This is a genomic window from Bradyrhizobium genosp. SA-4 str. CB756, assembly GCF_000473125.1.
GTDB lineage: Bacteria > Pseudomonadota > Alphaproteobacteria > Rhizobiales > Xanthobacteraceae > Bradyrhizobium > Bradyrhizobium arachidis.
Window position 1 is genome coordinate 2,918,915 of sequence record NZ_KI421499.1, and the last position, 14,421, is coordinate 2,933,335.

At 63.6% G+C, this 14,421-nt stretch carries 12 protein-coding genes; 4 read left to right on the forward strand and 8 right to left on the reverse strand.

Annotation, left to right across the window (positions count from 1 at the left end; translation table 11 throughout):
- Positions 1 to 51: 51 nt before the first annotated feature.
- Positions 52 to 2,115 (reverse strand): DUF1217 domain-containing protein, encoded by a 2,064-nt coding sequence (locus tag BRAGE_RS0114380; protein WP_027559291.1) that lies wholly within the window; start codon positions 2,113 to 2,115, stop codon positions 52 to 54.
- A gap of 1,010 nt (positions 2,116 to 3,125) precedes the next feature.
- Between BRAGE_RS0114380 and BRAGE_RS0114385 the strand changes: the two genes are divergently transcribed.
- Both BRAGE_RS0114385 and BRAGE_RS0114390 read left to right on the forward strand, forming a co-directional pair.
- Positions 3,126 to 3,692 (forward strand): SRPBCC family protein, encoded by a 567-nt coding sequence (locus BRAGE_RS0114385; protein ID WP_027559290.1) that lies wholly within the window; start codon positions 3,126 to 3,128, stop codon positions 3,690 to 3,692.
- 2 nt (positions 3,693 to 3,694) lie between these two features.
- Positions 3,695 to 4,648 carry a cytochrome D1 domain-containing protein gene (locus BRAGE_RS0114390; protein ID WP_027559289.1) on the forward strand — a complete coding sequence of 318 codons (954 nt, stop codon included), beginning with the start codon at positions 3,695 to 3,697 and terminating at the stop codon, positions 4,646 to 4,648.
- A gap of 67 nt (positions 4,649 to 4,715) precedes the next feature.
- Here the strand turns inward: BRAGE_RS0114390 and BRAGE_RS0114395 are convergent, their stop codons facing one another.
- The 7 genes from BRAGE_RS0114395 to BRAGE_RS0114425 all read right to left on the reverse strand — a co-directional run bounded on the left by BRAGE_RS0114395 (position 4,716) and on the right by BRAGE_RS0114425 (position 12,882).
- A complete protein-coding gene (locus BRAGE_RS0114395; RefSeq protein WP_027559288.1) occupies positions 4,716 to 5,642 on the reverse strand; it encodes a nucleoside hydrolase in 927 nt (308 codons plus the stop codon).
- Between the two features lie 36 nt (positions 5,643 to 5,678).
- Positions 5,679 to 6,323: an HAD-IA family hydrolase gene (locus tag BRAGE_RS0114400; protein ID WP_027559287.1), complete on the reverse strand. Its 645-nt coding sequence runs from the start codon at positions 6,321 to 6,323 to the stop codon at positions 5,679 to 5,681.
- A 53-nt stretch (positions 6,324 to 6,376) separates the two neighbouring features.
- On the reverse strand, positions 6,377 to 6,940 hold the full coding sequence (locus tag BRAGE_RS0114405; RefSeq protein ID WP_027559286.1) for a DinB family protein: 564 nt from the start codon (positions 6,938 to 6,940) through the stop codon (positions 6,377 to 6,379).
- A gap of 47 nt (positions 6,941 to 6,987) precedes the next feature.
- Positions 6,988 to 9,963 carry an excinuclease ABC subunit UvrA gene (gene uvrA, locus BRAGE_RS0114410; protein ID WP_027559285.1) on the reverse strand — a complete coding sequence of 992 codons (2,976 nt, stop codon included), beginning with the start codon at positions 9,961 to 9,963 and terminating at the stop codon, positions 6,988 to 6,990.
- A 311-nt stretch (positions 9,964 to 10,274) separates the two neighbouring features.
- On the reverse strand, positions 10,275 to 11,027 hold the full coding sequence (locus BRAGE_RS0114415) for an outer membrane protein (RefSeq protein ID WP_027559284.1): 753 nt from the start codon (positions 11,025 to 11,027) through the stop codon (positions 10,275 to 10,277).
- A 168-nt stretch (positions 11,028 to 11,195) separates the two neighbouring features.
- On the reverse strand, positions 11,196 to 11,885 hold the full coding sequence (locus tag BRAGE_RS0114420; RefSeq protein ID WP_027559283.1) for an outer membrane protein: 690 nt from the start codon (positions 11,883 to 11,885) through the stop codon (positions 11,196 to 11,198).
- A 235-nt stretch (positions 11,886 to 12,120) separates the two neighbouring features.
- The gene (locus BRAGE_RS0114425) at positions 12,121 to 12,882 is read right to left on the reverse strand and encodes an outer membrane protein (protein ID WP_027559282.1); all 762 of its coding nucleotides are present in this window, start codon (positions 12,880 to 12,882) and stop codon (positions 12,121 to 12,123) included.
- Positions 12,883 to 13,304: 422 nt separating this feature from the next.
- Here BRAGE_RS0114425 and BRAGE_RS0114430 point away from each other — a divergent pair, with 422 nt between their 5' ends.
- Both BRAGE_RS0114430 and BRAGE_RS0114435 read left to right on the forward strand, forming a co-directional pair.
- On the forward strand, positions 13,305 to 13,802 hold the full coding sequence (locus BRAGE_RS0114430) for a single-stranded DNA-binding protein (protein WP_027559281.1): 498 nt from the start codon (positions 13,305 to 13,307) through the stop codon (positions 13,800 to 13,802).
- Between the two features lie 199 nt (positions 13,803 to 14,001).
- Complete coding sequence (locus BRAGE_RS0114435) at positions 14,002 to 14,400, forward strand: DUF2306 domain-containing protein (protein WP_027559280.1); 399 nt, start codon at positions 14,002 to 14,004, stop codon at positions 14,398 to 14,400.
- Positions 14,401 to 14,421: the final 21 nt, after the last annotated feature.

Consider the following 14,421-nt stretch of genomic DNA (forward strand, 5'->3'; position numbering starts at 1 on the left):
CGATGACGATTCATCCTGATCTCATCCCGCTTTGGGATCGCCGAGCGATCATCAGTGCGAACGTAGCTTGGCAATGGCCAGGTACGTCGAGTCACTTAACCCCGAGTTCGATCCCTGAAAGAGGTTGAGCAGGGGGGATTGACCTTGACCTGTGCTCTGGCTGTTTCTGATGTCGTACATCGCGGAGAAACGGTTCAACAGCTTTGCAACCTTGGTGGGGTCGGACAGATCCGTGATCTTCATGAATCTGTCCACGAACTTGGCCTGCTGATCGATCGGCATCGCCGCCATCGAGTCAGGTAAATCGAACGTGGTCCTGAACACCTCCGAGAGGGCCTTGTCGGCGAGGATGTCGTAGGCGGAGGTGATTTCACCCGCCTTGCGCTGGAAATAGAGCGCGAGGCGCACGCCGGGATTCGTCTCACCCTGCTGCTGCTCCAGGCTTTGCTGGAGATAGTTCGCCTGTGTTTCCCGGAATTGATCCCGCTTCTGGGGACCCATCATCGGCAGGCGTGCGACGTTGCCTTTGCTATCGAAGTTGAACGATGCCACGATTTCAGCAAAGCGAGGATCGCTCTGCGTGTTCGCGAAGCTCTTGGGATTGCTCAGATCGGAGGCGAAGATCTTCTCGAGAAATTCGGAGCTGACCTTCTTGGGGTCCAAGCCTTTGGCGACGAGAATGAAATCGACCATCTTCCGGTTATCAAGCAGCTCGGAAACGCTGTCGATGCCAGCGATGGCTTCCTGATAGGACGTCGCGTCCTTCTGGGCTTGTGCCCGAACTGCCTTCTGCTGATCGGGGCTTGCCTGCTTCACTGCTTGAATGACGTAGTCCTTCGCAATATCGAGGACTTCAGCCGGGTCCTGAGCCACCAGGGGCGTCGTCAGGTTGCCCTTTGCGTCGAAGTTGAAGGCGCGCGCAAGCTCGACGTAGCGATTGTCCTTGAGCGTATAGACGTAGCTCTTGGGATCGCTGAGGTCGCTTTCGAGCACCTTCTCGACGGTGTCCTGCGAGACCTTTGCGGGATCGAGGCCGACGGCGCCCAGCGCGAAGTCGTACACGGCTGGAGTCGATACGAACGTCTGGAGCGAATTGATGGTGAGGATGGCCGTTCTGAACTGCCTGATGGCGAAAGCTTCGTTCAGCGGGCTTGCAGCCGCATAGACCGCGGACTTGCTGTCGTCGTACGCCTTTGTCGTGAGCGTGACGTTTGCAGCAGTCTGGGCGGACACGCCTGACGGAAGCGACCCGTCAGGCGAAAATTCGAACGCGCCGGCCAAGTCTACAAAGTTGCCAATCGTCGCGATCTGGTCGCCGAGGTCGGATACGCTCTTCGTGTATGATTCCAGGTGATATTTTTCGACCAGGATCTGGACCTTCAACTGGGACACGTCAGCGCCCGGCTGCGAGAGTTGGGCCGTGTAGTCGGCGATCTTCGTATTGGTGGCGCTCACGTCCGATTTGGCTTGAGCGAGCTGGGCGTTGAGGCCAGTCAATTGAGATGCGAATGTGGTGTTGACGTAGCTGTTTGGATCGGATGGATCGCTGCGCAGGACCTGGCTGATCGTGTCGCGCGGCCACTTGCTTTCATCGATCCCGAACGCTGAATAGACGTAGTTGCGAAGACGATCGTCGTTCAGGAGCTGGTCGGCACTGGTGATGGTGCCGATCTTGGCGTTGTAGTAGTTGGTGTCGTCGGCAAGCGCGTCGACTTGGCTCTTCTTGGTCGCGGTGTACAGGCCGATCATCTCATCGGTCTGGTCGTCCGATTGCGCGACCGGCGTTGCAGTGCCGTTGAAGGAAAATGCCGCGGCAAACTCCTGGTAGCGCTTGTCGACCAGCTTGTTGACGAAGCTCTTGGAGTCGTTGAGGTCGCTCTCCAGCACCTTTTTCATGAAAGCCTTGGCGTAGGCCATGTCCTCCAGGCCATATGCCTTCATCGCATAATGATAGAGGCGATAGTCCTTCATGAAATCGTCGACGGTCTTCACCTTGCCGATGTTGGCCTTGTAATAGGCGGCCTCTCGCGCGACGTCCGTCTGCTGTTCGACGCGCGTCAGAGACTGCTTGAGGTTGCGCGTGATGTAGCTGTAGCTGAAATAGGTTGTGACCATCGCGCATTCCTCGCGGCTTTAGTGTCCCGGACGTCCGTCAATCATTGCCGGGGTCGCGAGGTGGGAGCTGGCCTCATGCCAGCAAGCTGTCTTACGTCGTCTCGGGGCGTTTCTGGCCTGCAATCTCAAGTGTTAGTTCGCGCCCAGTAACGCTTGCCGGGTCTATTTCTGTTTATTTCTAAATGTTTCTCAGATGCAGCTTTCGCGAGGATTGTGTTCCCGATATGTTCTAGCGGGCGCTGCCCAGGTTGCGGTGACATGCTTCGCCTTCATTTGGTGTTTTAGCGCGCGGACGCACTTTCCCGTTCTCGCGGCACGTCGTGCCCGAGCTTTGCGATTGCCCCCGAAAATGCCGAGGGCGCAGGGAAGGCCGGGTGCCGGCCGGGCACCCACGGTCCACTGTGCGAAAGGTGGCAACAAAAAATTGCACAGCGGCATACAGGTGAAGCCAAACATCCGGCCTTCCTTGCGCAGTGGTTTGACGGCTTATGTCGCGCTCTCCCCGGGGAGCGATGCACTATTGCCCCCGTCGCCTTGCCGCTCGCTGACGCGCGTGCCCGGTTGGGCCGCAGCATCACAGCAGGACTTGGCGCACAGACCCCGGGCGCCAGGACCACACGATTTTGCCGTACGCAGGCTGCACCGGTCGTGCGCGCGCTAGCCGTCGCTCACGGTGTGAACCGCCCTGCAAACCGCCTTCGCGCCGACGCCGCCTGCGTCCACCACGTCCCATCCCGCGTGTCGTGACGATCGCGATACGCCCCTCGGCCCGGGCTGGGATGTCCAAATCATGCGATATTTCCGAATTCGCGTAAAGCGAATTGTTTTCGCCTGGGTGCATTGACGTTGCTCTTGCGTGTGTTGCCTGTCGGGCAACGCAACGGATGGTGTGGATGGGCGAGCGCCTCCGCCACAGCCGCGCCGCGAACCGGTCTCGCCATGGTCCAAAAATGCGCTACCATGACCTCAGCGCGCCCCAAGTCGCGCGGATTGAGGAGTGAGGAAACGGTATGAGGACGAGAAGCGGAACGGCGATCGCCGGGGTGGCGGCGCTGGCGGTGGCGGGGATGGCTCTGACGGCTGTGTTTGAGCCGGTCTGGGCCCACGGGCCGACCCGGCAGAAGGTGCGGGAATCCATCGAGATCAACGCGGCCCCGGCCAAGGTGTGGGCGGCGATCGGCAATTTCCAGGACATGGGCTGGCTTCCGCCCGTCACCAAGACCGAGGGCGAGAAGGGTAACGAGATCGGCGCGACGCGGAAGCTGACGCTGACCGGCGGCGCCACGGTCGATGAGGAGCTCTACAAGTTCGACGCGGCCGCGATGACCTATTCCTACCGGATCACCACCGTCGACGTGAAGGTGCTGCCGGTCACCAACTATTCCTCGACGCTGACGGTGACGCCGAGCGCCGACGGCAAGGGTGCGACGCTGGAATGGGCCGGTGCGTTCTACCGCGGCTATCCCAACAACGATCCGCCGCCGGAGCTGAGCGACGAAGCCGCCAAGACCGCGGTGAGCGGGCTCTACAAGACCGGCCTCGAGGCGCTGAAGAAGAAGATCGAGAGCGGAAGCTGACCGTGCGCGCGCTGGCTCTGGCGGCGCTCACCGCCAGCCTCTGCATTGCAGTTCCCGGCGGCGCATCCGCCGAAGAGGCGTTCGTCACCAACCAGCTCAGCGACGATCTGATGGTCGTGGACCTCGCGACATCACGCGCGGTCGCGACCATCCCGATCGGCGGCAAGCCGGCGGGCGTTGCCGTCAGCCCGGACGGGCGCTTTGCCTATGTGACGAGCCCCGACGCCAAGGCGGTGACGGTGGTGGACGCCGCAACGCGGCAGGTCGCGGGCCGCATCGAGGTCGGCGGCGGCCCGCTCGGCATTGCGGTCGCGCCCGACGGCCGCACCGTCTATGTCGCCGACTGGTATGCGGCGGCGGTGCGGGTGATCGATGCGGCCTCGCGGCGCCTCACCGCCAGCATCGCGGTCGGCGCTTCGCCCTCGGGGCTCGCGGTGACGCCCGACGGCAAGCTGCTGCTCTCGGCGGACCGCGACGACGACAGCGTCTCGGTCGTGGACACCGCGACGGGCCAGCGCAAGGCGACCATCAAGGTCGGCACCCGCCCGTTCGGCGTGACCATCGATGCCGAGGGTAAGCGCGCCTACACCGCCAATGTCGGCTCCGACGACGTCTCGGTGATCGATATCGCCGCGGGTGCCGAGATCGGCCGCGTGCCGGTCGGGATGCGCCCCTATGCGGTGGCGCTGGCGCAGGGCCGCGGCTTCGTCACCGACCAGTATGGCGGCACCGTCAGCGTATTCGATCTTGCGAGCCTGAAGCCGGTCAAGCGCATCAATGTCGGCGACTATCCTGAAGGCATCAACGCGACCGCCGACGCCAAGCGCATCATCGTCGCCTGCTGGGAGAGCAACACGCTCGATGTCATCGACGCCGCCGAGCTGAAGGTGATCGGCGAGATCAAGACCGGCGACGGCCCGCGGGCGTTCGGGGCGTTTTTGCGGAAGACGGAGTAGGGGGCTGTAGCCCGCATGAGCGGAGCGACATGCGGGACGCTCCCGGATAACGCTTCGCTCATCCGGGCTACGGCACCTTTGACGCAGCGAAGTCTCGCAGCTTCACGAAAAAATCCTTCAGGATCGGGTTGCGGTCCACATAGGTCACGTAGCGGATCGGATGCCGCCTGCGGTCGACGCTCCACGTCATCTGATCCGTGATGACCGGAGCGGGGATGATCACGCTCGGCGCCCAAGCGGGGTTGAGCAGCCAGCCGACCGCCGCCATGTCCCAGATCTCCTTGGCCCAGCCCATGTGGTCGGACGAATATTCCTTGAAGCGCATGGCGAGAAACGCGCCGATGTTGCCGTGGGGTTCGACGTAGCGTTCGATCTCAGGCACCGTCGAGTGCAGGCGCGAGGTGACGCCCATGCACGGGACGAGGACGAGCGGCACGCCACTGTCGAGCAGCACCTGCGCGCCGCCGACGTCCTGCTTCAGATTGAACTCGACCGTGTGGGGCCATTCCAGCGCATGGCCGCCGAGCCAGACCACAACGATACGGTCGATGATCTCGGGCGCTCTTAGCAGCGCCGAGGCGACGTTGCTGATGGCGCCGATGGCGACGACGTAGAGCGGATTGTCCGGCGTGCCCGCGCGCGCCCGGGCGATGAGGTCGTCCACGGCGGGGGCCGTCCGCGCCGTCTTGCCGGGGCCGAGATAATCGGTGACGCCGCGGTGAACCAGGCCTTCCGGCGCGACGTTCAGGCGCTCCAGCAGGCGCAGGATTTCCTGATAGCTCAGCTCCATGCCGTGGCCGGGACTGTCCGCGCGCGCATTGAAGAACGGCGCGGCGTAGATCGCCTCGACATCAAAGCGGTCCTTCGACAGCAGCATCTGCACGAGCGCGAACTGATCGTCGATTTCGTTATAGGTGTCGGTGTCGAGCACGACCCGCAACCGGCCGACCGGCGGCTCCAGGAGCTTGAGGCGGCTTGCGTCCGTGAGTGTCATCGGGCGTCTCCCTTCGCCGTGCGCGGCGATTGCGGATCAGGCGCTCTGCGAAATCCGGCAGACCACTTCGGCAATCTCCTCCATCTGCGCGAACATGTGATCCGGCGCAAGCGCCCGCAACGCCGCCGGGGCCGCGTAGCCCCAGCACACGGCGCCACAGGCGATGCCGACGGCACGCGCCGCCTCGATGTCGCGGACCTCGTCGCCGATCGCGATGGCCTTGCCCGGCTCTACGCCCGCGCGCCGGATGACACGTCGGAATTTCGCGGGCTTGCCGAACAGCGATGCCGCGCAGTCGAAATGCGCGAACAGCGCCGCGGCATCGCCGAGCTTCTCACGCGCATTGGCCTCGCTGTCGGATGTCACCAGCGCGAGCTGCACGCCGCTCTCGATCAGGGTCCGCAGCATCGCCTCGACGCCCGCGAACAGCGGAATCTCGCTAGCTGCCTCCGCCTTCAGCCGCCGCGCATGCCGCGCGATCGCCGGCAGCTTCCACAAGGGCACCTCGAGCCGGGAAAGGATCTCCCGCGTCGAGGCATGCCGCAGCCCCTCGACGTCCTCATCGGCGACGCGGCGAAAGCCGAAGCGATCGGCGACGTCGTTGATGGTGCGCAGGAACCAGGGAAAGCTGTCGACGAGCGTGCCGTCGAGGTCGAAGATGGCGAGGGTGTTGGGAGGCATCCGGGGAGCTGACGACGGGTAACAAGGGCAGGCGAACCTGCCAGGTTCGTCCGCTATGATATCCAAACGGTGCTCTCGGTCCAGCCGAGTTCGGCGAACTCGGCGGCCCGGAGCGGTGCTTCTCCCTCCGCGAAGAATTCGTCGAGTTGAGGCGGCGCGACGGCCGTTGCGGACAGCATGGCGTGCGCCTGCCCGCGATGATGAATCTGATGCTGAAAGAGATGCATGAGCAGCCGGTCGCGGCGCTCGGTCTGAATCCGCGAATCTCGGTTGATCCTGACGACCCCGTCGAGAAGGTTCGGCGTCAGCGCATCGCAGACTGCGATCAACCGCCGGTCGATCGCGGCTTGAGCGGGTTTCAACGCGGCCAGCGATGGGTACGGGACTTCGTTCTCCCAGGCCGCAGGTCCAAGCCATCCACCCTCCAGCGCATCGACATAGAAGAGGTCGATGACATAGATGTGGTTCAGCGTACGCTGCAGGCTCGGGAAAAAGCCGGTTCGCTCGGCTTCAAAATCGCCTTGGCTCAAAGCGGTGCAGGCAGTCAGCAGCCGGTGGTTCGCCCAGCCATTGTTGTGGGCGAAGGCGCGGTAGGTTTGCACAAAGCCAGCGGACAAGCTTGATCTCCCTTGGACCAATCGTCGGCGGATTTCGCTCGGTTCGCTTACTCCGCCGCCTCGCTCGTGCTCCTTCGCTTCGGCTTCCGCGCCTTCTTCAGCACCGGCTCCAAAAACTTGCCGGTATAGCTCCGTGGCGCCTTCGCGATATCCTCCGGCGGGCCCCAGGCGACGATCTCGCCGCCGCCGTCGCCGCCTTCGGGGCCGAGGTCGATGACCCAGTCTGCGGTCTTGATGACCTCGAGATTGTGCTCGATCACCACGACCGTGTTGCCCTGTGCCACCAGCTCGTGCAGCACCTCCAGGAGCTTCTTGACGTCGTGGAAGTGCAGGCCGGTGGTCGGCTCGTCCAGGATGTAGAGCGTGCGGCCGGTGGCGCGCTTGGACAGCTCTTTTGCCAGTTTGACGCGTTGGGCTTCACCGCCTGACAGCGTCGTCGCTTGCTGGCCGACGTGAATGTAATCCAGCCCGACGCGGTGCAATGTCTGAAAAGTCTCGCGCACGCGCGGCACTGCCTTGAAGAACTCGGCGGCTTCCTCGACGGTCATGTCGAGCACGTCGGCGATGGACTTGCCCTTGAACAGGACCTCCAGCGTCTCGCGATTGTAGCGCTTGCCCTTGCAGACGTCGCAGGTGACGTAGACGTCGGGCAGAAAGTGCATCTCGATCTTGATGACGCCGTCGCCCTGGCAGGCCTCGCAGCGGCCGCCCTTGACGTTGAAGGAGAAGCGGCCGGGCTCGTAGCCGCGCGCCTTGGCTTCGGGGAGGCCCGCGAACCATTCGCGGATCGGCGTGAAGGCGCCGGTATAGGTCGCAGGGTTCGAGCGCGGGGTGCGGCCGATCGGCGACTGGTCGATGTCGATGATCTTGTCGATGTGCTCGAGACCCTCGATGCGGTCGTGGGGAGCGGCGCCTTCGCTGGCGCCGTTCAGCTTGCGGGCGATGGCGCGATAGACCGTGTCGATCAGCAGCGTCGACTTGCCGCCGCCGGAGACGCCGGTGACGCAGGTGAACAGGCCGAGCGGAATCTCGGCGGTGACGTTCTTGAGGTTATTGCCGCGCGCGTTCACCACCTTGATGGTGCGGCGATGGTTCGGCGGGCGCCGCTCCGGCACCTCGACCTCGAGTTCGCCGGTCAGGTACTTGCCGGTCAGCGATTTCGGGTTGCGCATGATCTCGGCGGGCGTGCCTTCGGCGACGATGTTGCCGCCATGCATGCCGGCGCCGGGGCCGATGTCGAGGACGTAGTCGGCGAGGCGGATGGCGTCCTCGTCATGCTCGACTACGACCACGGTGTTGCCGAGGTCGCGAAGCCTCTTCAGCGTGTCGAGCAGGCGCGCATTGTCGCGCTGGTGCAGGCCGATCGAGGGCTCGTCGAGCACGTAGAGCACGCCCGTCAGGCCCGAGCCGATCTGTGAGGCCAGGCGAATGCGCTGGCTCTCGCCGCCGGACAGCGTGCCGGAGGAGCGGGACAGGGTAAGATAGTTGAGGCCGACGTCGAGCAGGAAGGTCAGGCGCTCGCGGATCTCCTTCAGGATGCGGCCGGCGATCTCGTTCTGCTGCGCGTTCAGCGCCGCCGGCACGGTCTCGAACCATTCGCCGGCCTTCCTGACCGACAGCTCCGAGATCTCGCCGATATGCTTAGCCCCGACCTTGACGCAGAGCGCCTCGGGCTTGAGCCGGAAACCGTTGCAGGCGCCGCAGGGCACGTCGTGGAAGTATTTCGCGAGCTCCTCGCGCGCCCATTCGCTCTCGGTTTCCCGGTAGCGGCGGTTGATGTTGGTGATGACGCCCTCGAACGGCTTCTTGGTGTCGTAGGATCGGACGCCGTCCTCGTAGGAGAACTTGATCTCGTCCTCGCCCGACCCATGGAGGATCGCGGTCTGCGTCTTCTTGGGCAGATCCTTCCATTTGGTGGTCAGCGTGAACTTGTAGTGCTTGCCGAGCGCCGTCAGCGTCTGCGTGTAATAGGGCGACGACGATTTGGCCCAGGGCGCGATCGCGCCCTTGCCGATGGCGAGCTCCCTGTCGGGGATGACGAGGTCCTCGTCGACATGTTGCTCGACACCGAGGCCGCCGCAGGCAGGACACGCGCCATAGGGGTTGTTGAACGAGAACAGGCGCGGCTCGATCTCGGGGATGGTGAAGCCGGAGACAGGGCAGGCGAACTTTTCCGAGAACAGGATGCGCTCGGGGCCGCTCTTGTCGTGGATCTTTGCGGTCTTCTTCTTTTCCTCGGCAGGCGCGGCCGCGGGCGCATCGGCGAACTCGACGACGGCAAGGCCTTCGGCCAGCTTCAGCGCGGTCTCAAAGCTCTCAGCGAGGCGCTGGCCGATGTCGGCACGGACCACGATGCGGTCGACCACGACGTCGATGTCGTGCGGGAATTTCTTGTCGAGGCTGGGCGCTTCGGCCAGCTCGTAAAAGGTGCCGTCGATCTTGACGCGCTGAAAGCCCTTCTTGAGCCATTCGGCGAGCTCTTTCCGATACTCGCCCTTGCGGCCGCGCACGACCGGGGCGAGCAGATAGAGGCGGGTGCCTTCCGGCAGGGCCAGCACGCGGTCGACCATCTGCGAGACGGTCTGGCTTTCGATCGGCAGGCCCGTGGCCGGCGAATAGGGCACGCCGACGCGGGCCCAGAGCAGGCGCATGTAGTCGTAGATCTCGGTCACGGTACCGACGGTCGAGCGCGGATTCTTCGAGGTCGTCTTCTGCTCGATCGAGATCGCCGGCGACAGGCCGTCGATCTGGTCGACGTCAGGCTTCTGCATCATCTCAAGGAACTGGCGGGCATAGGCCGAGAGCGACTCGACGTAGCGGCGCTGGCCCTCGGCATAGATGGTGTCGAAGGCGAGCGAGGATTTGCCGGAGCCGGAGAGCCCGGTGAAGACCACGAGCTTGTCGCGGGGAATCTCGACGTCGATGTTCTTGAGGTTGTGCTCGCGCGCACCACGGATCGTAATTGCGCGCAGGCTCGAGCCCGCGTTCTGCTGTTGGCGCTTCGCCTTGATCACTTCATCCATCCGAGTTGCCCTCAAGGAATCCCAAAAGCGCGCGATCGCGCCAACGAAAAGGCACGCTTCGCCCGGAACCGGGATCGGCGCCGATGGGTATGGCAGCGAACGTAGGAAGAACGGCGACGGATTTCCAGAGGCAGTTGCGAATCGTCAACGGATTGTTGGCGCACTGGCGGCATCTGGCAGGAGCAGGGCGCGGAACAGGCAAAGGGCCGGCACGTGGCCGGCCCTTTGTTCGCGTTTAGATGCGGATCTTGGGGGCAATCCGCATTCAAGCAGGACCTGGAGGAGTCCCTTGGGGATTGGTCTTTGGCGGATCAGTATTTGGCGACGACGGGGCCGCCCCAGCGATAGTTGACGCGGATCAGTCCGATATCGATGTCCTGGCCGATCCGTTCGGTACGCACGGGTGGGACGAGGATCGCGCTGGCGAGGTCGCCGCCGTGATGCCCGAGGAACAGATGGTCGTACTCGCCGCCGACGGACCAATTCTCCGCGAAGGCGTATTCCACGCCAAAGCCGGCGCTATAGCCCCAGCGGGTCTGGCTCAGGGTATTGGACACGACGCCAACGCCCGGAATGAATTCGTCGTATCTGTCGTGCGCGACGGCTGCGCCCGCCTTGCCGTAGAACAGCAGGCTGTTCACGGTGTAGCCGAGCTGGCCGGTGAACAGGCCAAAGCTGTTGATCGTGGTCCGGTTGTTGAGCGGCGCCAGCACGAAGCTGACATTGCTGCCCTTGAAGTCGGCCCAGTTGCCCTGGGCTTCCACGCCGAGCACCCAGCGCGCCTTCTGCCAGCGATATCCGAGTTGAGCACCCACTGTGCCGCCACTCGCATTGTGACAGCCCTCGCCGACGGCCGGGTCGATGGGAACGCCGGCGACAGCGACGACGCTCCAGCAGGCGTGCGCAAGGCCGCCGCCGCCATTGATGCCGACATAGGCGCCGATCCAGTCATAGGCGAGCACGGGCGCCACCGGCGCCTTGTACAGCGGCAGATCGGCAGCACCGGCCGGTGCGAGCGCGCCGAGCGCGAGCAAGCTGACCGAGGCCAGCACCAACGTCTTCATGTCAATTCCCCAACGCATCGGAGCCAATCAGCGGCGCAATGCACACCGCACTCTCGATTCCATGACGGTTGGGCGCGAGGTCGCGCGAAAACAAAAAGGCCGGCGCGAGGCCGGCCTTTCGTGACGATGTGACGTCGGTCGTGAGACGAAGCTCAGTACTTCTTGAGATCAGTACTTGGCGACGATCGGGCCGCCGAAGTGATAGTTCACGCCGACCTGCACGGTGTGGAAGTTGAGCGTGCCGGTGGGCAGGGCGCCGGCGAAGTAGGTCTCGCCAGCGAGGCTGCGATACAGGTACTCGCCCTTGATCGACCACTGCGGCGCGATGAACGCTTCGACGCCCGCACCGACGGTCCAGCCGGAGTGCCACTTGCTGTCCGACGCGCTCACGCCGAGCGCGGAGAGGGTGATCTTGTTGTCGATCCAGGCGTAGCCGCCCGTACCGTAGAACAGGACGTTGTTGACGGCCCAGCCGATGCGGCCACGCACCGTGCCCATGGCGTCGGTCTTCGAGGTGGCGGTCGCGGTCACGACGCCGAAGCCCGGGACGACGGTCGCGCCGGTCGCCGTCGCGCTGACGTCAGCCCAAGCGCCGTCGGCCTCGATGCCGAACACGACATTGCCGGTCTGCCAGTTGTAGCCGGCGGTGCCGCCGACGAAGCCACCCTTCATCTTCGGGTCACCCGAAGCGTTTTCCCAGGCGCCGCCGCCGACGATACCGAGGTAGAAGCCGCTCCAGTTGTAGACCGAGGCCACAGCCACCGGAGCCTTCGTGTACGGGCGAGCCGCGAGATCAGCCGCCGACGCGGGGGCAGCCAGAGCGAACAAACAGGCCGAAGCCAACAAAACCTTCTTCATCTCAATCAAAATCCCAGTCCCAGTTTCTGTTGTTGCCTTCCGCGCGCAGAAGGGCATCGGACGCTGTGGTCCAACTGACGGCGTGCTTACACCACCAAAGCCGCAAGTTGTGTCTCTCAAAAGCCACGACAGCCGCAAAACGTCACAATTGCTGACACATTGTCGCGCCGCTCGCATCCAGCAAAAAGGCCGGCGCGAGGCCGGCCTTTGATCTCCAAATGATATCAGATGGATATCAGTATCTCGCGATGGCCGGGCCGCCCCAGCGATAGTTCACGCGAACGAGGCCCATATCGACGTCCTGGCCGATGCGTTCGGTCTGAACGAACGCGCCGCCGAAGGTGAAATCGACGTTACGATGGCCGAGGAAGATGTGATCATACTCGACGCCAACCGACCAGTTTGGGGCGAAGCCAAATTCGAGACCCGCGCCGACCGTTCCGCCCCAGCGGGTTTCCCGGGCCGAACCGAAGGTAGTGCCCGCACCCACGAAACCTGGCCCGACGATGAGGTCGTATTTGTCGCCCACGACCGCGCCACCGCCCTTTACGTAGAACAAAACATTATTCCAGGCATAGCCGACCTGGCCAGTAATCAGGCCGAAGGCATCGATCCGCGTACGGTCCTGCTGAGCCGGGGCGGTCGGGCTGACGTTGTTTCCGCTGAAGTCAGCCCAGTTGCCTTGGCCTTCCACGCCAAACACCCAGTTGGCGGACTGCCAACGATAGCCGATCTGACCACCGACCGTGCCGCCCGATGCGTCATGGCAACCGTCTGTGATCAGCGTGCCGACGACAGGCGTCACGAAGTCCCAGCAATTGCGGCTCGTACCCCAGCCACCGTTGATGCCGATGTAAAAGCCACTCCAGTCATAGATAGTGGCAACCATCGGCGGCGGCGCCTTGGTGTAGGGACGCGCCGCAAGATCCGCTGCACTCGCAGGTGCAGACAGACCCAACGCAACGATACCGATTGTGCCAAACAGAATTTTCTTCATTGCAGTCTCCCCAGTGTCGTCCGCTCCAGAGGTCCCCAAAGCGGTCAATCAGGCGCGACGCCCATATGAACAATTCCAACGTAACTTTAGCTCAACCGGCAGGCAGAATCCGTCGCTGGAATGCAACAGTCGCTGGGCAATTGTCTGCGAGTAACCTAATGAATGTTAAGCGTTTTTCCGTGCGGTCGGGTTCCAATTCATTGTGGCGTGCACAGTGGCGCTGGGTTCCGGTATGCACGCTTGGGTTGCATTCTCTTTCACAGGAACAAATCTGGAACAAATTTCGGGCCCATGCTATATGTGGGGATAACCGAGGGTGTGGCGGGCCGATCGGCGCTCGTAAGCGTATAGGTCGGCTCAACAAGGCGGCAGCGCGGGCGCGCCGTTCCGGAATTCAGTGGCATTTGGAGTGGAGAGCGGCGATGGCGGGAAGCGTCAACAAGGTCATTCTGGTTGGAAATCTCGGCAAGGATCCTGAAATCCGCCGCACCCAGGACGGGCGGCCGATCGCGAATTTGAGCATCGCCACCTCGGAGACCTGGCGCGACAAGAACAGCGGCGAGCGCAAGGAAAAGACCGAGTGGCACCGCGTCGTGATTTTCAACGAAGGTCTTTGCAAGGTCGCCGAGCAGTACCTGAAGAAGGGCGCCAAGGTTTACATCGAGGGCGCGCTCCAGACCCGCAAATGGACCGACCAGAGCGGCGCTGAGAAGTACTCCACCGAGGTCGTGCTGCAGGGCTTCAACTCGACCCTGACGATGCTCGACGGCCGCGGCGGCGGCGGAGGAGGCGGCAGCTTCGGCGACGAGCCGGGCGGCGATTTCGGCTCCTCGGGCCCCGTCAGCAGCGCGCCGCGCCGTCCCGTGGCCGCTGGCGGCGGTGGCCGCAACAGCGACATGGACGACGACATCCCGTTCTGAGGCTCGCGAGCGTCTCTCCACGAGCGGCGCCCGCTCGCGTAAAGCGACAGGATCCCTTACCAATTGGCGGGCAAGGCTCGGTTTTTCCGGGCCTGCCTCAAGTGCTACTTCAAGCCTTTGACCGGCGATGATGTGAATGGTATTAACTTAATGTTAATCCTGTTTACATGGCTCTCCCGCCGATCGGAGGACGCGTCGCATGAACCTCGCGCCGCTGCTTGAGGCCGCCCCAGCGATCCCGCTGCATGCCTTTGCCGCAATGGCCGCCTTCGTGCTCGGCCTCGTCCAGTTCGCCGCGCCCAAGGGCACGCTGCCGCACCGGACCATCGGCTGGATCTGGGTCCTCCTGATGGTCGCGGTGGCCGCCTCGTCGTTCTGGATCCACCAGATCCGTCTGGTCGGGCCGTTCAGCCCGATCCATCTGTTGTCGATCTTCACGCTCGTCGTGCTGCCGCTCGCGGTGTGGCGGGCGCACACCCATCGCGTCGCCGATCACCGGCGGATGATGATCTTCATTTTCGCCGGTGCGCTGGTGGTGGCGGGGCTGTTCACGCTGGTGCCCGGGCGGATCATGCACCGGGTGATTTTCGGGGCTTAAGGCGCGGTTTGCGCCGGCCGA

Excerpts from the sequence above, each read along its gene's own strand:
- BRAGE_RS0114380 (WP_027559291.1), bottom strand. The coding sequence starts at position 2,115 with ATGGTCACAACCTATTTCAGCTACAGCTACATCACGCGCAACCTCAAG.
- BRAGE_RS0114385 (WP_027559290.1), top strand. The coding sequence starts at position 3,126 with ATGAGGACGAGAAGCGGAACGGCGATCGCCGGGGTGGCGGCGCTGGCG.
- BRAGE_RS0114395 (WP_027559288.1), bottom strand. The coding sequence starts at position 5,642 with ATGACACTCACGGACGCAAGCCGCCTCAAGCTCCTGGAGCCGCCGGTC.
- BRAGE_RS0114400 (WP_027559287.1), bottom strand. The coding sequence starts at position 6,323 with ATGCCTCCCAACACCCTCGCCATCTTCGACCTCGACGGCACGCTCGTC.
- uvrA (WP_027559285.1), bottom strand. The coding sequence starts at position 9,963 with ATGGATGAAGTGATCAAGGCGAAGCGCCAACAGCAGAACGCGGGCTCG.
- BRAGE_RS0114415 (WP_027559284.1), bottom strand. The coding sequence starts at position 11,027 with ATGAAGACGTTGGTGCTGGCCTCGGTCAGCTTGCTCGCGCTCGGCGCG.
- BRAGE_RS0114420 (WP_027559283.1), bottom strand. The coding sequence starts at position 11,885 with ATGAAGAAGGTTTTGTTGGCTTCGGCCTGTTTGTTCGCTCTGGCTGCC.
- BRAGE_RS0114425 (WP_027559282.1), bottom strand. The coding sequence starts at position 12,882 with ATGAAGAAAATTCTGTTTGGCACAATCGGTATCGTTGCGTTGGGTCTG.
- BRAGE_RS0114430 (WP_027559281.1), top strand. The coding sequence starts at position 13,305 with ATGGCGGGAAGCGTCAACAAGGTCATTCTGGTTGGAAATCTCGGCAAG.
- BRAGE_RS0114435 (WP_027559280.1), top strand. The coding sequence starts at position 14,002 with ATGAACCTCGCGCCGCTGCTTGAGGCCGCCCCAGCGATCCCGCTGCAT.